Origin of the sequence: Comamonas sp. lk, from assembly GCF_900564145.1 — a bacterium.
Taxonomy (GTDB): domain Bacteria; phylum Pseudomonadota; class Gammaproteobacteria; order Burkholderiales; family Burkholderiaceae_C; genus Comamonas.
In genome coordinates this window covers 1693153-1712035 of the sequence record NZ_UOOB01000001.1, presented here as the reverse complement: position 1 = coordinate 1712035, position 18883 = coordinate 1693153, and the positions used below count along the sequence as shown (strand labels likewise).

The 18883-nt window shown below is 61.3% G+C and carries 16 protein-coding genes; 2 read left to right on the top strand and 14 right to left on the bottom strand.

What is annotated here, in order from left to right:
- Positions 1–6: 6 nt before the first annotated feature.
- The gene (locus EAO39_RS07695; protein WP_240466922.1) at positions 7–474 is read left to right on the top strand and encodes a nuclear transport factor 2 family protein; all 468 of its coding nucleotides are present in this window, start codon (positions 7–9) and stop codon (positions 472–474) included.
- 281 nt (positions 475–755) lie between these two features.
- On the opposite strand, the gene EAO39_RS07690 is transcribed toward EAO39_RS07695, so the two are convergent.
- From EAO39_RS07690 to EAO39_RS07625, 14 genes are all read right to left on the bottom strand, one after another.
- Complete coding sequence (locus EAO39_RS07690; protein WP_240466921.1) at positions 756–1859, bottom strand: dienelactone hydrolase family protein; 1104 nt, start codon at positions 1857–1859, stop codon at positions 756–758.
- A 75-nt stretch (positions 1860–1934) separates the two neighbouring features.
- On the bottom strand, positions 1935–3443 hold the full coding sequence (locus tag EAO39_RS07685; RefSeq protein ID WP_120966880.1) for a DUF1302 family protein: 1509 nt from the start codon (positions 3441–3443) through the stop codon (positions 1935–1937).
- A 23-nt stretch (positions 3444–3466) separates the two neighbouring features.
- Positions 3467–4846, bottom strand: coding sequence for a DUF1329 domain-containing protein (locus EAO39_RS07680; protein ID WP_120966879.1), 1380 nt, complete (start codon positions 4844–4846; stop codon positions 3467–3469).
- 299 nt (positions 4847–5145) lie between these two features.
- Positions 5146–6867 (bottom strand): class I adenylate-forming enzyme family protein, encoded by a 1722-nt coding sequence (locus EAO39_RS07675; protein ID WP_120966878.1) that lies wholly within the window; start codon positions 6865–6867, stop codon positions 5146–5148.
- A gap of 1 nt (position 6868) precedes the next feature.
- The gene (locus tag EAO39_RS07670) at positions 6869–7993 is read right to left on the bottom strand and encodes an acyl-CoA dehydrogenase family protein (protein ID WP_120966877.1); all 1125 of its coding nucleotides are present in this window, start codon (positions 7991–7993) and stop codon (positions 6869–6871) included.
- A 50-nt stretch (positions 7994–8043) separates the two neighbouring features.
- Positions 8044–9240 carry an acyl-CoA dehydrogenase family protein gene (locus EAO39_RS07665; RefSeq protein ID WP_120966876.1) on the bottom strand — a complete coding sequence of 399 codons (1197 nt, stop codon included), beginning with the start codon at positions 9238–9240 and terminating at the stop codon, positions 8044–8046.
- A 12-nt stretch (positions 9241–9252) separates the two neighbouring features.
- The gene (locus EAO39_RS07660) at positions 9253–10323 is read right to left on the bottom strand and encodes an MBL fold metallo-hydrolase (RefSeq protein WP_120966875.1); all 1071 of its coding nucleotides are present in this window, start codon (positions 10321–10323) and stop codon (positions 9253–9255) included.
- On the bottom strand, positions 10316–12127 hold the full coding sequence (locus EAO39_RS07655) for a long-chain-acyl-CoA synthetase (RefSeq protein ID WP_120966874.1): 1812 nt from the start codon (positions 12125–12127) through the stop codon (positions 10316–10318). The genes EAO39_RS07660 and EAO39_RS07655 overlap by 8 nt, the downstream gene beginning before the upstream one ends.
- A 47-nt stretch (positions 12128–12174) precedes the next feature.
- The gene (locus tag EAO39_RS07650; RefSeq protein ID WP_120966873.1) at positions 12175–13356 is read right to left on the bottom strand and encodes an acyl-CoA dehydrogenase family protein; all 1182 of its coding nucleotides are present in this window, start codon (positions 13354–13356) and stop codon (positions 12175–12177) included.
- 17 nt (positions 13357–13373) lie between these two features.
- On the bottom strand, positions 13374–14546 hold the full coding sequence (locus tag EAO39_RS07645; protein WP_120966872.1) for a lipid-transfer protein: 1173 nt from the start codon (positions 14544–14546) through the stop codon (positions 13374–13376).
- Between the two features lie 29 nt (positions 14547–14575).
- Positions 14576–14992 (bottom strand): MaoC family dehydratase, encoded by a 417-nt coding sequence (locus EAO39_RS07640; protein ID WP_120966871.1) that lies wholly within the window; start codon positions 14990–14992, stop codon positions 14576–14578.
- 14 nt (positions 14993–15006) lie between these two features.
- On the bottom strand, positions 15007–16122 hold the full coding sequence (locus EAO39_RS07635) for an acyl-CoA dehydrogenase family protein (RefSeq protein ID WP_120966870.1): 1116 nt from the start codon (positions 16120–16122) through the stop codon (positions 15007–15009).
- Between the two features lie 18 nt (positions 16123–16140).
- Positions 16141–17091, bottom strand: coding sequence for a Zn-ribbon domain-containing OB-fold protein (locus EAO39_RS07630; RefSeq protein ID WP_120966869.1), 951 nt, complete (start codon positions 17089–17091; stop codon positions 16141–16143).
- Between the two features lie 18 nt (positions 17092–17109).
- Positions 17110–17901 (bottom strand): SDR family oxidoreductase, encoded by a 792-nt coding sequence (locus EAO39_RS07625; RefSeq protein WP_120966868.1) that lies wholly within the window; start codon positions 17899–17901, stop codon positions 17110–17112.
- Positions 17902–18011: 110 nt separating this feature from the next.
- Between EAO39_RS07625 and EAO39_RS07620 the strand changes: the two genes are divergently transcribed.
- A complete protein-coding gene (locus EAO39_RS07620; RefSeq protein WP_162989497.1) occupies positions 18012–18809 on the top strand; it encodes an enoyl-CoA hydratase in 798 nt (265 codons plus the stop codon).
- Positions 18810–18883: the final 74 nt, after the last annotated feature.

Here is an 18883-nt window from a genome sequence, read left to right as displayed (position 1 = left end):
CCGACAATGATGCACAACGCCCCCAGCACGCTGGAGCAACTGCTTGTGGAGCATGCTCTGGCCCAGGTGCTGACCCGCTACGCCACCGCTTGCGATACACGCGACTGGGCGCTGCTGGACCAGGTGTTCACAGCGGACTGCACCACGGTCTATGGCGGCAGCTATATCTGCCAGGGCATTGACAAAGTCCGGTACATGATCAGCTCCCACCTGGACGGCTGCGGTCCCACCCAGCATCTGCAGGGCAATCTGCAAGTCGATGCCCGCAACCCCCAGGCCGTGCGCAGCAAGATCCAGGTGCGTGCAGCGCACAAGGGTCTGCATGAACGTTCCGGCACCCGCTACGACGCCATCGGCTTTTACGAAGACGAATGGCTGCTGCAGCCCCAAGGCTGGCGCATTCACAAGCGCAGCATGAGCCTGCTGCTGGAGATCGGAGACCGCAGCGTGCTCCAGCCGGCCGCCAAGCCCTGATCGGAGCCGCATGAAAAAGCCACACAGTGCAAGCTGTGTGGCTTTTTTCTTGGCCGCGCCACTGCCTGTCAGCTCGTCATTTCCGTTAGCTCTTGCTGGCCGGCAGCTGCGATGCGTTTAGCGCTGAGACGCTTCCCCATCACCGAGCAGTCACGCTCCCATATCAATAGCGTAAAGCGCTCATTTTCATATACGCTTCAGCTCGTTTTTGACATAAAAAAGCCAGCGCTAAGGCTGGCTTGATGAAATAGGCAACGGCGCATGCGCCGCTGTTGCGTCAGTCAGGAAGCGAAGCGCGCCTTGAGAAACTGCAGCAGCTGCTTTTGCGCCAGGCTTCTGGCCGTTTCATCCCGGCCGCTGATATAGCCCACTTTCACGCAATCGCCCAAAGCCTTGCTGCTTTGCATGCGGATCTGGTAGCGCGTCTGTCGGTCGGCCTTGGCATCGGCGGGAATCAAGGCCTGGCCTTTGAGCGTGGGCATATCCTTGTCATCGAACTCTATGGTGCAGCCTGCCAGATAGGGTCTGTCGGCCACTTCACGCGGACGGCTGCTTTCCCAATCGTGACCGGCCTTGGCATAAATCACCGTGCTTACGGGCGAGCCCGCCTTGCGCAAGCTGGCCTCCTGTGCGGCGCAGGCTACCAGATCATTCGATGCATCTTCACCCGCGCGAAAGCTCACCAGCGGCGCGCCCGTGGTCTTGCGGGTTGGCAGCTCGGCATAGCAAGGGCCGTAAAAATCCACATGCAGATTGAAGGGCGCCACATTGGGGGCGAGCTTGCTGCGAATGCGTTCATCCATGCTCATGCGCGCCGCAATGCCGCCCTTGGAAAAACCCAGAACGCCAATCCGCTTGCCGTCGATGGCGGGATGCTGGTTCAAGGCCTTGAGAGCCGAGTAGGCATCGGCTACCGCATCGAACTCGGAGGCCCCCATGAGCTTGAGCGAGTACGGCATCTCCTCGCTGATGCCTCTCGGTTTGAAATAGTCGATGACCAGGGCAGCGATCCCGTTCTTGACAAGGGCTTCTGCCGTCTCGTACTCCCGCCCCGGTATGGCGCCGGCACTGCCAGGCAAAATAATCATGGCCGGGACCTGCCGCTTTTCATCAGCCTGCGCCGGCAGGAACAGCTTGCCCATGCCCGTGATGGATTCGGCCTTGGCCGGCTGCGCCATCAGCACATCCAGGTCATAAGGGCTGCTGGACTTGAAGCGTATCTCGCCCTGGGTATCGCTGTACAACACCGTGGGCGGCATCATGGGAGCCACTTTGGGCAGAGGCGGCAACGCATTGAACATGGATTGGGCCTGCCCGCCAACACCCCATACACACAGCATGCCCACACAGGCGTGCCGTACCATTTTTCCAAGCAGGATTTGCATATCGCGACTCCCTAGCAAAGCACAGACACAAAGGCCCGGTAAAACCGGGCCTTGCTCTCTATCAGACCCGCAGGATCAGAACGAGTACTTCATGGTCATGGACAGCTGATCGCGGTCCGCCAACGTGCGAGCACGCAGAGGATCGGTCGAAGGATTGCCCAGGTAGTTGATGTAGGCGACGTTGATGGAGAAATTGCTCTTGCGAACAAAAGTCGCACCAATGCTCAGGCGGCTGTCGCTTTGACCACCACCGAAGGTGCCGACCAGGGAACGGCCGCGCAGCTGCGACTGGTAGCTGATGGGCACGGTCATATCCCAGCCCTCGAAGATGCCGGGGTAGCCCAGAGTCAAGGTGGTTGCCGCAACCAGCGAGTTACGGGTCTTGAAGGCCAGGTTGTCGACGCTGCCCTGCTCCACGCTCAACACGCGAGAGCCGGAAATTTCCGCAGCCAGCGACATGTCATCGGCAAATGCCGTACGGCCGATGTTGTAGATACCACCCATATTGCCCTGCACCACGTTGCCGCGCACAGCCGTGGAGGCCGCGCCCACCAACACTGCAGCGCCCTTGCGATAGCTGGCTTCACCAAAAGCAGAGAACTTGCCGAAGGTGGTGCTGACCGTGGTGCCCAGCATCTTGATGTCGTCGAAGTAGCGCACCTGATAGGTGCCATTGCCATTCACGACGATGTTGGGCGAACGATCGTTGTAGTCCAGGTAATACACGCCGACTTCGGTTTCGCTGGTTACGCGATAGCGGCTACCAATGCCCCACTGTCCGGTGCTGCTGGGGCGAATATCGCTGCCGCGATTCAGAAAGCAAGCCGCACCCGCGCGGAATCCGCAATTGGCGCCTGGGCCCAGCAGATTGCTGGTGCTGGTGTACATGCCCACGGCAGGCAACAGTGTTTCGTGGAAGCCGAATTGATAGTGGGCCAGCAAGGACAGATTGGGCGTCAACTCCAGCGACGCGGAAATCTGATCTTCAGGCAGCAGGATTTCCTTCACCTCGGCACCTGGCGATGCTGCTTTGGCACCGTCGCTGGGGCCTTGGGCCGAAGCGATATTGGCGAAGAACATGGACTCGCCCCAGTTCACCACCTGCTTGCCCAGGCGCACCGTGGCACGGCTCTCACCCATGTTGAAGCTGGTATAGGCATAGGTATCCAGCAGACGGGAATAACCACCGCCGTAGCGCTTGGCTGCCGGGGTGAAGCGGTCGTACTGGCCGCCGGTGCTGATCGTGGGACCGGGGTTGTCGTTGCGACCGTGATAGACGTCGTCGTAGAAGGTGCTGGCATTGAGAACAAAGCCGCTATCGCCCTTGGACAACTTGCTTTCAAACACCGCACCCAGACGGTTGGCAGTCAGCGAACCTTTGTCGAAGTTCTTGTTGCCGTCGGTGTTCAGCACGGCAGAAGGCCTTTCCAGACGCACGCCAACCCCGTAACTGGTATTCAAACGCCAGTCGAACTTCAGGCCATCGCCGAGTTCAATGGTTTCCCCGGCCTGAACAGCCGTCATGCCCAGTGTCAGCAGTGCCGCCAGGGCAACGGGCTTGAGTTTTTTCATGTTGTTTTTCATGGTGAGTCGCTCTTTGATAAAACTTAGGTGCCTGCGTTGCGTGCGGCTTCAGGCGTGAACATATTGGGCGTCAGGTCACCCTTGTTCAGAATCGGGCCCAGTGGTCGCTCCTGGAACAGGTTGTAGGCCATGTAGGAACCGGAATTCAGGTCGTAATAGAACGAAGTGCCGGCATGCCAGGCCTTGATATCGAAGGAGTAGTAGGTGTTGATGAGGGCGTGCTGCCACAGCTGGCCACGGGCGTCATAAATGTCGGAAGCGACGGCCTGACCGGTGTCCTCATCCACAAACAGCACACGCTTGCCATAGAGGTGGCGATAGCCGTCCTTGAGCGTGCCTTCCACCGCCCAGACGCGGCGCAGCTCATAGCGCATGAAGTCGGGATTGGCGTGGTTCTGCTTGAGCAGATCGGCGTACTTCACCGTGGCCTGATGGATCTTGTAGGCATTTGCGGGGATGTACATCTCCTTCTTGCCAATCAGCTTCCAGTTGTAGCGCTCGGGCGATCCGTTGAACAAACGGTCGGAGTCAATGGTCAGCTTGCCGCCGGTGCCCGTCATGGGCTGGTCGAAGCCGTACTCAGGCACCTGGCGCACACGACGGGTACCTGGGTCATAGCTCCAGGCTAGGCGCTTGTCCTTGCCGAAATTGGTGGGCTCCACCGAATTGGTCACACCGCCTTTTTCGCGCTCTGGCAACATGCCCTTGGTCATGGAGTAAGCCATGGGGCCTTCAACCGGCTTGCCCAGGTTGTCTGGCCGGTTGACCATATCCAGATTCCAGTTCTCCATCCGGCCGTAAGTGACGGAGCCATCGGACAGCACGCGGCCCATGTCACGAATGATTTTTTCGTTGTAGGCGCGCGTGGGCAGCAGGTTGTTCCAGATAACTTCTATGCCGCTTTTGGGGATGGGGAAGTTGATGGCACCCAGATGGCCTTTGACTCCCAGGCCGTTGTCGGTCACTTCGGACTCCACGGCATTTTTCTTGACCACCGCGCACACCTCATCGGTGTAGCGGAAGTCGCGGTGCCCCTTGTACACCGGCAACTGCATGGTCTTGGGGTACTTCTGGAACATGGCCTTCTGGCCAGGGCTGAGCTTGTCGCCGTACTTCTCCACGTTTTCGGCGGTGATCACATACAGCGGCTTTTCATCGGCATAGATGTCCACCGGATGCTTGCCGCTGGATTGCGCATGGGCCACACCGGCCGGTGCGCCTGCCCACTTGCCCGTAAATTCAGGAATCGTGCCCTCTTTGTTGGCGGCCTTGACGGCGCCCACACAGGTCAAATCCTTGCCCAGTTGCTCCGCTTCGCTGGCCGGCACTTTCGCCAATGCCGAACCAGCCAGGATCAAGCCCACGGTCAGAGCCAGCGGAGTCTTGGTCATTACACTCATCATCTATGTCTCCTAGGTTATAGGTCTTGTTCTTTGGTGGTGATAAAACTCTTCTAGCCGGAACCATCCAAAAACAAGGTCTGCGCCACTCTCGGCAGTCGCATACTCGCCGTTACAGACTTTTTTCCCATCGTCTGTTGAGACTACTGACAGACCCTGTCAAAACAAGCCCCAATCCACTCCATAGGCAAGCGGCCGCAAGCCCGGTATCGACGCGGTGCGGCCCAGGGTAAACAGGGAGATTCGGAATGAAAAAAGGGCGATGCATCACTGCATCGCCCTTGGCATTCATTGGCGCGTTTCTAGGCGGGAACCAGCAGGTGTGCGCACTCCTTGCGGATCGCCGCCTTCAACATCTTTCCTGCAGGATTGCGCGGCAGCGGATCGCTGCGCACCACGATCTTGCTGGGCACCTTGTAGCCCGCCAGACGCTGCGCCACAAACGCCCGCAAAGTCTCTTCCGTCAGCTGCGCCTGGGGCTTTGAGACCACGACGGCCACCACTTGTTCTCCCGTCACCTCGTGCGGCATGGAAAACACGGCAACCTCCTCCAGAAGCTCATGCTGCAGCAGGCAGGCCTCCACCTCGGCGGCGGCAATTTTTTCTCCGCTGCGGTTGATCACGTCCTTGATGCGGTCCACGATGGTCAGAAAGCCGTCGGCATCCACCACTCCAATATCCCCGGTACGGAACCAGCCCTCATGCATGGCCTTGGCGGTCACCTCCTGCTCGCCCCAATAACCTTGCATGAGGGTCACGCCCTTGAGCCAGATCTCGCCCGCCTCACCTACCGGCAGCGCGGAACCATCCAGATCAGCAATACGCACCTCGATGATGGGCGACAGCATGCCTGCCGCTCGTGGATGGGCTTCGAACATGCGACCGGAGCTGCCGGCACATACACCGTTGGACTCGGTCAGGCCAAAGCCAATGCCCGACATGCGGCCGCTGAACTTGCCCAGCACCTCATCGATCAGACGTGGATGCAGGGAGCCACCGCCAAAACCTACGCCTGACAGATTGCCGGAGTTCTCGGCATCGGCAAAGCCGGGCAGGCTGATGAGCTGCTGCACCATGCTGGGTGCGCCATTGAACTGGGTGACTTTTTCCTTGCGGATCACGTCCATGGCCAGCAGCGGATCCCAGCGGTACATGAAGATCAGGCGGCGGCCGTGGCGCAAAGACGCCAGCATTTGCGCATGCAGACCGCTCACATGGAACAGCGGAACGGCAGACAGCGTGGTCGGCTGCAAACGCTTGGCCATGATGGTGGCAATGGCCTCAGGCGAAGTCATGGCGGCCACTGCACCGATAAAGTCGATATTGAAGATGGACTGACACACGGCGCGATGTGTGGACTCCACCCCCTTGGCACGGCTGGTAGCCCCCGAGGTGAACAGAATCAGAGCCGTGTCGTCCTGGTTCAGCGTTGGTGCATCAAAGCCATCATGGCCAGGGGCCAGCAGCGCATTCCAGTCCAGGCCTGCCACCACCTCATCTACCACCAGCACCTTGACGGCGCTGCCCTTCAAGCTCTCGCGCACGCGCTCAAAACGATCCGCGTCGCAGATCAGCCAGGACGGTGTGGTGTCCTCGATATTGGACATCAGCTCGCTGGTCAGGCCGAAGCTGTTCAGCGGTACGGGCACGGCGCCCAGCAAGGCCACGGCAGCAAAGGCAATCGGCCACTCCGGACGGTTGCGCATGGCAATCGCCACGCGTTCGCCCGCTTTCAGGCCTTGCTGCTTTTGCAAGCGGCTGGCCAGGGCATCCACCGCGGCAAAGAAACGGTCAAAGCTCCAGCGCTCTTCGCCATACACCATGAATTCGGCAGCACCATGGGCACGACCGGCATTGATGAGTTCGGGCAGATAGGTGAAGGCATTGCGATAGGCTCCGATCAGGCGCCCGTCCGGCAAGGCCGTAGTCTGCACTTCAAAGGGAGCACCAGCCGAGGTCAGCTGGGCGCGCACGGCCTTGAGCTTGTCTTCTATGGACTCGCCGGCAATAGTCTGCTGCGTCATATCAAAATCCTTTCAGCTGGGCAAAGCGGTTGCGATGAAAGCCTGCATCACCAAAAGTGTGCTGCAGCACACGCGCACGCTTGAAGAACAGACCCAGCTCGAGCTCATCCGTCACGCCAATGCCGCCGTGCATCTGCACGGCCTCGTTGCACAGTTTCTCGCACAGATCCGAAGCCTTGGCCTTGGCCAGGCTGGCGTGCAAGGCAATCTCGGCTTCCTTGCCCGCATCAATCGCTTCAAGCGCCGCAAGCACGCAGCTTTCCAGCAGCTCCAGCTCGACATAAAGCCGTGCTGCGCGGTGCTGCAGCGCCTGAAAGGAGCCGATGACCACATCAAACTGCACACGCTCCTTGAGGTAGGCCATCGTGCGCTCGAACACCTCGCGCAACAAGCCCAGGGCCTCCGCAGCCAGGCAGGCGCGAGCGCGGTCAAGCGCCGCATCCAGGGCCTGTGCGGCAGGTGTGGCCACCAGTGCCATGTCGGCCGTCAACGCCACCTGAGCGAACACCACCTTGGCGCTGTTGCGGCTATCTATCATGGCTTGAGCTTGCACCGTCACGCCGGCCGCATCTGCAGGCACCAGCCACAGACCCGGGGCTCCGGTTTCGGAAGCCGCAGCCACGATGAATGCGTCGGCTCCCACCCCGTCCAGCACAAAATACTTCTCGCCGCACAGCTCCCAGCCGGTGCTGGTCTGGCGGGCCTGGGTGCTCATGCCTGCCAGGTGCTTGCCGGATTTTTCGTCCAGGGCCAGAGCTATCCTGGCATCACCCTGGGCCAGCAAAGGTAGCCACTGCGCCTGCTGAGCCTTGGAGCCGGCACGAATCAGCAGCTCCGGGGCCACGATTGCCTGGCTCAGCAAAGGCTGGGCAGACAGATTGCGACCTATGGCTTCGAACACGCCGCCCATTCCCAGATAGCCTGCGGCCAGTCCGTCGTGCTCTTCGGGCAGCACCGCAATCGGCCAGCCCATTTCCACCATCTGCTGCCAGACGGCGGGATCAAAACCCAGAGGGGCCTTGTCGTCACGCAGCTTGCGCTGCTGAGCTACGCCGGTCTGATCGGCCAGAAAAGCCACCGCGCTGTCTTTGAGCAACTCCTGCTCCTGCGACAAAAGCATGGTCATGTGGTTGTCTCCATTTCTTGTAATCGATGCGTACGCTTGAAGGCTGATGCTCAGCCCGGAAGCTCCAGCACACGCTTGGCAATGATGTTCAGCTGCACCTCGGAGCTGCCACCGGCAATGGTGTAGCTTTTGGAACGCAGCCAGGCACGGCAAACATCCAGCTCCTCGGCAGAGAAGTCCTCGCCTTCCCAGCCCAGGCCGCGCAGGCCAAGGGCTTGCTCCAGCAACTCGTATTTGACGACTTCCTGCTCGGTCTGCACCAGTTTCATGATGCTGGACGGGCCGGAAACATCTTTGCGGGCCAGCGCTTTTTCCGTCACGCGACGGTGCGTCAGCGCAAAAGCCTGGGCTTCCATGAGCACGGCGGCCAGCTTGTCGCGCAGCACGGGCTCGTTGATCCTGCCCTGCTCATCGACCATATAAGGCAACGCGGTCTTGAGCACATCGTGCGAGGGCGCACCGCCTTCGGTGAACTTGGACATGGCGGCACGCTCGTGCTGCAGCAGCTTCTTGCCCAGCGTCCAGCCTTCGCCTTCCTTGCCCACCAGCTGGCGAACCGGTACGCGCACATCGTCGAAGAACACCTGGCAAAAACTGGACTTGCCGCTGATCAGCTCGATGGGCTTGACGGTCACGCCGGGGCTCTTCATGTCGATCAACAAAAAGCTGATGCCCTCCTGCTTTTTGACATGGCTGTCGGTGCGCACCAGGGCATACATCCAGTCGCCCTTGTCGCCGTCAGAAGTCCAGATCTTGCCGCCGTTGACGATATAGGCCTCGCCCTGCTCGTCCGATACGCGGCGCGCCGAAGTCTTGAGGCTGGCCAGGTCCGATCCCGCATTGGGCTCGGAGAAGCCCTGGCACCAACGCTGCTGGCCACGCATCATGGGCAGCAGGTGCTCGAGCTTTTGCTCGTGCGTGCCGACTTCCACCAGCACCGGACCCAGCATCCACACGCCCAGGTTGTACTGGGGCTGGCGGCAGCCGCGCTTGGCCATTTCCACTTCCAGAATGCGCGCTTCCTTGGGCGACAGACCGCCGCCGCCGTATTCCTTGGGCCACGAAGGCGCAAACCAGCCGCGATCGCGCATGCGCTCGAACCAGAGCTTCTGGTCCTCGCTGATGAATTGCAGCTGGGAGCTGCCCCACACCATTTCTTCCGCAACAATGGGGCGGCGCATGCTGGCCGGGCAGTTCTCGTCAAGCCACTGGCCGACTTCCTGTTTGAATGTGTCTAGTTCAACCATGACAACTCCTTATCAACCGGCCACCGAGAAATAATCGGGCTGGCCAGCCGCTCGTTCACGGCGCAGACCAACTGCATGCCGCAGAAAATTCAAATGCGCCAGCGTCTCGCCCAGGGCCATCAGCTGGTCCATGGCGCTGCGCAGACGAGGAAACAACACGGCCATCAGCTCAATCGCCGTTGCCTTGCCATGTTCGTGCAAATGCGAGCGCAGCAGCTCGAACTGCATTTCATGGTGCTCCAGCACCTGATCCACGCGCTCATGTACGCCGTAGTACACCCCTTGGTGCGAAGGCAGCACCAGAGCGGCGTTGTCCAGAGTGCGCAGGCGGTGCATGGACTCTATCCAATGCTTGAGCGGGTCGCCCTCGGGCTCGATGGGCGACACCATCACATTGGAAGTGATCCGCGGCAGCAGCTGATCACCGGCAATCAGTATCTTGTCCTGCTCGCTGTACAGGCAGGCATGTTCCGGCGAATGCCCCTCACCCAGCACCACCATCCAATCGCGCTCGCCTATGCGCAGCACTTCGCCGGGGCGTATGCGCTGGTAAGACACCGGCGGCTGGGGCATGAAGGGATCCTTGCGCATGGCGGCGAACATGCGCTCAATCTGCTCGTCATTCAGGCCGGCCCGGCGGTAAAAGTCCATATGAGAGACGGGCAGCGGGTCTGGCGGCGGTGCCATCAGCGAGCGCAGCATCATGTACTCGCCATAGGTCATCAGCAGCGGCACATCAAAGCGCTGCTGCAACCAGGCGGCACTGCCCGCGTGGTCGTAGTGGCAATGGGTGCAGATCAGCCGGGTCATGGGCTGGCCCGCAAGCACCGTGCCAAAGATGTGCTCCCACAGCTCATGCGTCTTGGGAATGCCCAGGCCCGTATCCACCACGGCCCAGCCTTCGCCATCGCGCAGCAGATAGACATTGATGTGATCCAGCGTCATGGGCATGGGCATGCGAAACCACAGCAGGCCCGGTGCTACTTCCACATAGCTGCCATCGGGCTTGGGGGGCTCGAATGCATAGCGCAGCTCGGTCGCGGGCTTGGCCCGTGCGCGCACAGCGGCGGCTGCGTTATCCACGCAAAGCTCCTTGCACGGCTTCCGGCGTCAGCGGCAAATAGGTTTTGAGTCTGTCGTCGCGTACGAACAGCGGGTCCTTGATCTGCTGGAGGTCAAAGCCCTGTTTTTGCAGGTCCACCTTGCGCAGCTTGTAATTACCCGTCATGTCCGGTGTGTCCATGAGGCGCAAAAACAATGGCGCAGCATAGCGCGGCAGGCGGCTGGTAGCCACTTCCCAGAAAGCGGCGGGGTCAAAGCCTGCCTCGCCATTGAACACCAGGGCAGCCATGCCGGCACGGCCTTCGTGGCCTGGCACTTGCACGCCATAGACGGTGATGGCATCCAGGCCGGTGAAATCGCCCAGCGCATCGCCTACTTCCATGGTGGAGACGTTCTCGCTCTTCCAGCGGAAGGTGTCGCCGATACGATCCACAAACCAACAATAACCTTCCTCGTCGCAACGCAGCAGATCGCCCGAAGTCCACCAGACATCGCCCGGCTCGAACACATTGCGGATCAGTTTCTTTTCGGAGGCTTCCGCGCTGGTATAGCCCTCAAAGCGGCCAGCCACCACGCCGGGGTGCTGAATGACCATGCCTATGGCTTCGCCGGGCTCGTTCACGCCGGCCAGTTGCAGATAACCGTTTTCGTCACGGATGTACTCACCCTTGTCCTGGTCGTAACGCACCAGGCGCAGATTGGTTTTCTCCCAGAACGGCACACGACCACAAGAGCCCACGCGATTGTCCAGATTGACGGTATTGGTGTTGGATTCTGTACCACCCCAGCTCTCAAAAATGCGGAACTGGTCACCAAATCGGCCCATCCACTGCGCCCAGATCTCGGGCGTCAGGCCCGTGCCCGACATTTTGCGCAACGTGTGCTGCTTGTCGTCGGCCTGGGCCGGAGCGCTGAGCAAGAAGCGGCAGATCTCGCCCACGTACTGGCAGGAGGTGATGCCGTAACGGCGCACATCGTTCCAGAACTCGCTGCGACTGAACTTGCGGCGCACCACCACGCTGGCACCGGCACTCATGGCCGTGGAGGTGGCCGACATCGAGGCCGCACCGTGATAGAGCGGCAAAAAAACGTAGAAACAATCTTCGGGCGAAATCTCCCACAGCAGCTGCATGGAGTCACCTGCCATCAGCCAGCGGGCGTGGCTGATGACGGCGGCCTTGGGCAGACCGGTGGTGCCCGAGGTGAAGATGTACTGCGCCGTGTCACCGGCTTGCAGACCGGCGCGCCATTGGGCAGGCACTTCGCTGCCGTCCTGTCCGCTGCTCAAGGCTTGCAGATCGGCACCAAACTGTGTCAGCACCTCCGGTGGGGCCGGACGGTCGGCATCGGGCCAGTGCAAATAGGTCAGAGCGGTGTTCAGGCCCTCGGTCTCGGCAAACCGCGCCGCACATTCCTCACCCACGATGACATAGGCGGCCTGGGTCACTTCCAGCGCATGCAGCAGGGGCTTGCCCGTCACATGGGTGTTGATGAAAGCCGCCACGGCCCCCAGCTTGGCCAGACCGAACCAGGCAAAGAAAAAGGCCGAGCGATTTTCGATGGACATCGCCACCACGTCGCCCATCTTCACGCCCTGCTCGCGCAAAGCGCGCGCCACCTGGTTGGCCCGCTGGTTGAATTGCGCGTAGGTATAACGCACATCGCCTTCCATCAGAAAGGTGCGCTCGCCGAAGTCACGGGCGCACTCCTGCAGACGGTCTGCCGTGGTGTAGGGCGTTGCCGCCATGTACTTGCTGGCAATGGGTGCGCGGCGATCCAGCTTTTGCTGGGTCAGCTCGCGCGAGATGGCTGTCGAAGCGCTCATCACTTGTCTCCTGCTGGTCCTTGTTATCGTTGTTGTCGTCTGTGCGCTCAGCGCTGCGGACGTGGCATGCCCAAGCCAAACTGAGCAATCAGCTCACGCTGAATCTCGTTGGTGCCGCCGCCAAAGGTGTTGATGGGCGCAGCGCGCAGCTCGTACTCCAGCTCGCCCATCAGATAGGCAGCGGCCGAGCCGCCACGCACCAGAGAGCTGCTGCCCACGATCTCCATCAGACGGTGCAGGATTTCCACCACGCCCTCGGAGCCATAGACCTTGGTGGTGGAGGCCAGGCCCACTTCCATGGCATTGGCTTCCAGATCGGCAGCGATGCGGAAGTTCATCAGCCGCATGGCTTCCATGCGGACATAGCACTCGGCCAGAGAGCGGCGCACCCAGGGCAGATCCACGGCGCGGCGGCCGTTTTCGTCCTTGGCCTTGGCCCACTGCAGCACCTTGGTGAAAGGCGCAAACACCTTGTCGGACCAGGCACCCAGACCCAGGCGCTCATGGTTGAGCTGGGCCGTGATCAACTTCCAGCCGCCGTGCAGATTGCCGATCAGGCGGCTGGCCGGCACATGCACATTGTCGAAATAGGTGGCCGCCGTGTAGTTGCCCACGGTTTCGATCAGCGTATGCGAGAAGCCTTCGGCCTTGGTATCGACCACCATGATGGAGATGCCTTTGTGGCGTGCCAGCTCCTGGCTGGTACGCGCGCCCAGCCACACATAGTCGGCAGACTCGATGCCCGAAGTCCACAGCTTTTGCCCGTTGACCACAAAGTGGCCGCTCTGCAGATCGCCCTGCAGCTGGGCCTGGGTCTTGAGCATGGCCAGGTCGGAACCGGCACCGGGCTCGGAATAGCCGATGGCGAAAATGATGTCGCCGCTGGCCATGCCGGGCAGGAATTCCTGCTTTTGCTCCTCCGTGCCATGCTCCATCAGCGCGGGGCCGACGGTGCTGATGGTCACGAAAGGCAATGGCGCGCCGGCGATGTTGGCTTCTTCAAAGAAGATCAGCTGCTCGGTGGCCGACAGGCCCTGGCCGCCGTATTCCTTGGGCCAGCCAATGGCCAGCCAGCCGTCGCGGCCCATCTTGCGGATCAGGTCACGGTACTCGTCGCCGCCCTCGGCACCGCGCATGCGGGCCTTGAGCTCGGGAGTCATCAAGGCCTGAAAGTAGTCACGGCACTTGAGACGCAGCGCGTGCTGCTCGGGGGTCAAGTCAATCAACATGGATCACTCCCCTTTCATCAGGCTTCATCGCCCAGAATCAGGCCGCTGGTGGGCACGCCGGTACCGGCCGTCACCACCATGTTGTGCACGTCCTTGACCTGGTTGACCGAGCTGCCGCGAATCTGACGCACGGCTTCGGCAATGCCGTTCATGCCGTGGATATAGGCTTCACCCAGCTGGCCGCCATGGGTGTTGATGGGCAGGGAACCGCCGCGTGCATGCTCGCCCGCACGGATGAAGTCCTTGGCCTCGCCGCGCTTGACGAAACCGAACTCCTCCAGCTGAGGCAGCACAAAAGGCGAGAAGTGGTCGTAGAGCACGGCGCTTTGCACGTCCTTGGGCGTCAGACGGCTTTGCTCCCACAGTTGCTTGGCTACATGGCCCATTTCGGGCAATCCGGTGATGTCTTCGCGGAAGAACGAGGTCATCGATTGCTGGCCTGCCGAGATACCCTGGGCTGCGGCCTTGATGAACACCGGCTTGGCCTTGAGATCGCGGGCACGCTCGCTGGAGGTGATGACCATGGCCACCGCGCCGTCGGACTCCTGGCAGCAGTCCAGCAGGTGCAGGGGCTCGCAGATCCAGCGGCTGGCCTGGTGCTCTTCCAGCGTGATGGGCTTTCCATAGAAAAACGCGGCGGGGTTGGTGGCGGCGAAGTCGCGCACGGCCACCGCCACGCGGCCGAAGTCTTCGCTGGTCGCGCCAAAAGTGTGCATGTAGCGGCGGGCAAACATGCCCACCCACGATGCAGGCGTGTGAAAGCCATGGGGCATGTACCAGCCATAGTTCACGTTATCGAAGAACGGTGCGCTACCGAAACCGTAGCTACCGGTACCAAAGCGGTACCAGCTGCGCTCGTTCATGGCGCGATACACCACCACGGTCTTGGCCACGCCGGTAGCCACGGCCATGGCCGCATGCAGCACGGGGCCGCAGGCAGCGCCGCCGCCGTGGGGCACTTGCGAGAAAAAGTTCACGTTGCGCGCGCCCAGCAGGCGGGCAATTTCGTACTCGGGCACCTTGTCCACGGAATACGACGAGAAGCCGTCGACCTCCTTGGGATCGATGCCGGCGTCGGCCAGGGCGGCCAGGGTGGCTTCCATGGCCAGGCGCAGCTCGGTACGACCGGAGTTCTTGGAAAATTCTGTTGCACCCAGACCCGCAATCGCGGCACGTCCGGAAATGTTCATATCAGTCACAGGCTTGTCTCCGAATCGTTTTATGGCAGGGCGATCTGAACGGTGCCGCTGACGTGGGCACCCATGGAGTTGCTGCCCTTGAGCGTGACCAAAACGCTGCGCGTTGCATCGTTCTTTTCGGTCACCGAGCCGGTGAACTTCATGCTGTCGCCGGGATAGTTGGGCGCGCCCAGGCGGATCTTCAGATCCATCAGACGTGCCTTGGGTCCGGCCCAGCCTTCCACAAAGGCCTGCACCAGGCCGTTGGTGGTCAGGATGTTCATGAAGACATGAGGCGAGCCCAGTTCACGCGCGGCATCACGGTCGTGGTGACCGGGAAAATAATCACGCGTGGAAATCGCACCACCGGCGATCAAGGGCACGGTGATGGGAACGGTCATGGGTTGAAGTTCGTCGCCGGTCTTGACCGATTCGAAGCTGGGTTGTTGGTTTTCCATGATCTTTGATCCTTTTAGCGGTCTTCGGGAAGGTCGTACTTCCAGCCCAGGTTGTCGTTGTCCGCCAGCCATTGGCCCAGCGCTTCGAGGTGATGTTCGGCACTGCCCAGCTCCACCGCCAGGGCACGGCCCCAGAACATGAAGCGGTGCATGGGGTAGGTCACGTCCACGCCCATGCCGCCGTGCACGTGCTGTGCCACGCGGCTGACCTTCAGGCCCAGCTCGTTCGATTGCGCACGCACGCAGTGCGCCTGCGGCGCACAAGGCAAGCTCTGGTCCAGGCGCCACACCAGCTGGTACAGCGCCGTGCGCTGGGCCTGGGCCAGGATGTAGCCATCGGCCATCTGGCCTTGCACCAGCTGGAACGTGCCTATGGGACGGCCAAACTGCTGGCGCTCCGTCACGTATTCCACGGTGCGGCGCAGCTGCTCCTGAGTAGCGCCCTGCTGCAGGCTGGCCAGGCTGGCAATCGCCCTCTCGCTGACCCATTCCAGCGCATTGCCGCTCAGCACCGCCAGCACCGGAGTGCTGGCAAAGTGCAGGTCGGCCACGGCGCAGTAGTCCTCGCGCATGCCCGGTATGCGCTCGACACCGGCGGCTTTCAGACTGACCAGCACCAGCTGGTTGCGTCCGTCCTCGCCGCCTGCGGCCACCAGGGCCACGTCGGCTTGTGCGCCCAGGGCCACGGCATGCAGGCTGCCGTTGAGCTTGTGGCCCTTGAGCATCAAGGGCGCGCCACGGCTGGCCACCACGCTCTCCAGCGAGACGGCAATCAGGCCGCCGTCCATGGCCGCCTGCACCACGCCATCCACACCCTCAGCATGAGCGGCAAACTGGGCCATCGCTGCCACCGCCACCTGCTGCTGCCACAGCGGCACCTGGGCCAGGGCCTTGCCCTGCTGCTCCAGCACCGCCAGCAATTCGGTCATGCCCAGGCCCAGGCCGCCGGCAGACTCTGGCACCACGATGCTGTGCAAGCCCGCTGCCACGCATTGCTGCCACAGCTGCTGCATGAAAGGCTGGCCCGAAGTGTCGTGCTCGCGCAGTTTTTCGTCCGTGCAAAAGTCGGCAAACAGGCTTTGGGCCATGTCGGCGAATGCACGCTGATCTTCACTGAGGCTAAAGTCCATGAGTGGGCTCCTTTGCGCTCAGGCCACCAGGCGGAACTGGGGCAGAGTCAGATCACCGTCAAAGGTGTTGAACTCGACCTGTACCTTCTGGCCAATCTGCACATCGCCGGGCTTGACGCCGACCAGCTGCGCAATCAGGCGCGTACCCTCTTCCAGCTCAATCAGTCCAATGGGATTGGGATGATCGAAGGGAGGCACTTCGGGGTAGTGCATGACCACAAAGGAATAGATCGTGCCCTTGCCGCTGGCCTCGACCGCATCCCAGTCGAAGGAATGGCATTGGGGGCAGACGGGGCCTGGAGGGTGGTGCAGATCGCCACAGCTCTTGCAGCGCTGAATCATCAGCTTGCCCTGCTTGGCGCCTTCCCAGAAGAAGCGGTTGTCATCGCTCAGGCCCGGTGCGGGGCGCTTGGCTTTGGGTGCCGGCGCTTGCTCGACAGCCGGTGCAGCCGCATGTACGTTTGCGGGGCGGAACTTGAAGACGCGGAACAGCAGTTGGCCCACCTTCTCATCGTCGCCTTTTTTGGCGGCTAGAGAGACGTAGTCCATGATCAGCGTCACGAAATAGCCCGTGCCCAGTGCCGTGGTCTTTTCTTCGCTGATGCTTTCCAGGCGCGTGGTGTAGCAAAGGTCTTCACCTTCGACCACATCGCGGACAAACGTGAGTTCGGAGTTCACGGCCACGGTGGAGGAAAAGCCCTTGGCCTCCAGCAGCTTGAGCACCTCATAGGGGTTCTCGGTGGTGGAGCCCGGTGGATAGTTGTTCTGCACCGGACCTTCCATGCACCAGACCTGGAGCATGGCCGGAGGAGCGATGACCTTGCCTTCGGCATTGGTCTTCATGCTCACGCCCATCAGCTCGCACCACTGGCGAATCATGGGGCTGTTGACCCGGTCCCAAGCGTGAACACGCCCGTACTGCTTGCCCACAAATGCGCGGACTTCTGTCATCCAGTCTTGATCGGTCAAGATTGTCTCCTTTGAAATTTAGTGGGTTTTGGTGTTGGACTCGGCATTGGCTGCGCCCATGAAGGCAGGACGCTCGCCGCCGCCGTGCAGCAGCAAATTCGTGCCGCTCATATAGGCTGCGCGCGGCGATGCCACATACAGGCAGGCCTGAGCGATGTCTTCGGGTTCGGCCAGGCGGCCGGCGGGAATGGTTTGCGCCACTTTGGCAATCCCGTCGTCATCGCCAAAGTGCAGATGCGACTGCTCGGTGCGCACCAGGCCCGGGCTCACGGCCACCACGCGCACCTTGGGTGCCCATTCCACGGCCAGGGAGCTCACCAGGCTGAGCACCGCCGCCTTGGCCGCGCCGTAGGCGGCCGTACCCGGCGAGGGGCGCAGCGCGCTGATGCTGCCTATGCAGACGATGACGCCGCCGCTCTCTTGCTGCTGCATCACGGCATTGGCCGCCTGCGAGGCATGCAGGGTGGAGAAAAGATTCAGGCGCAGCACGCCTTCGTGAAAGCGCGGCGAGACGGTGGCGGCATCCACGGCGGGCGCACCGCCTGCGTTGTTGATCAGCACATCGAGGCGACCGTGGCGTTCATGCACCTGGGTCACCAGCTCCTTGACGGCCTGGGCTTCACGCACATCGCAGGCGATGAACTCGGCCGAGCGGCCTTCGCAGCTCGGCAGGTCTTCGGGTTGCTGGCGGCCGCAGACGACTACCGTGGCGCCGGCCTTGAGGAAGGCCTGGGCAATGCCCTTGCCTATGCCCTTGGTCCCCCCGGTTACCAGCACCACGCGAGATTGAAATTCGTTATTCGTGTCCATGGCTGACAATTTAGGTTTCAGCCTCTGCAGCAGATACGTCCAAAAGGACGATGTTTGGCGACCTCGGGAAAACGACGATGCATACCAGTCAACGTCTAGAGGTAAGCCTTATGTCAATCTCGAACACTGGCCCGGCCGTCCAGGAGCTGGAAGTGCAGCGCCTGGAAGCGGGTGTGGTGGTGCTGCGCCTGAACCGCCCCCAGGCCACCAATGCGCTCAGTCTTTCGCTGCAGGCGGCGCTGTCGCAAGCGTTTCAACAGCTGGGCACGGACGCCAGCGTGCGCTGCATCGTGCTCACCGGCGGCGACAAGGTTTTTGCAGCGGGCGGCGATATCAAAAGCATGGATGACTGCGGCCCCATAGAGATCATGAAGCGCCATACCGAGCGCGTCTGGGCACCGATAGAGAATTGTCCCAAGCCCATCATTGCCGCTGTCTGCGGCTATGCGTTCGGCGGCGGAGCGGAGCTGGCCATGCACTGCGACATCATCATTGCCGGCAAGGGCGCCAGCTTTGCCCAGCCTGAAATCCGCATCGGCATCATGCCGGGCATAGGCGGCACCCAGCGCCTCGTGCGGGCCGTCGGCAAGTTCCAGGCCATGCGCATCCTGCTGACCGGCAAACCGGTTAGCGCAGACGAGGCTTATGCGATGGGTCTGGTCAGCCTAGTCTGTGAGGACGATCAGGTGCAAAGCGAGGCCCTCAAAATGGCCCAGCTGATTGCCGCCATGCCGCCGCTGGCCGTGGAGCAGATCAAGGAAGTGGTGATTGCAGGCATGGATGCCTCGCTGGACACCGCCCTCATGCTGGAGCGCAAGGCCAACCAGCTGCTGTTTGCCACCCAGGATCAGAAGGAAGGCATGAACGCCTTTATCGAAAAGCGCAAACCGGTGTTCGAGGGACGCTGAGATCGCTCTCAAATATGCATCTGCTTGCGCCGATTCAGAAAGCGCTTTGAAGCCATTCAATCTCGAAATCTTTT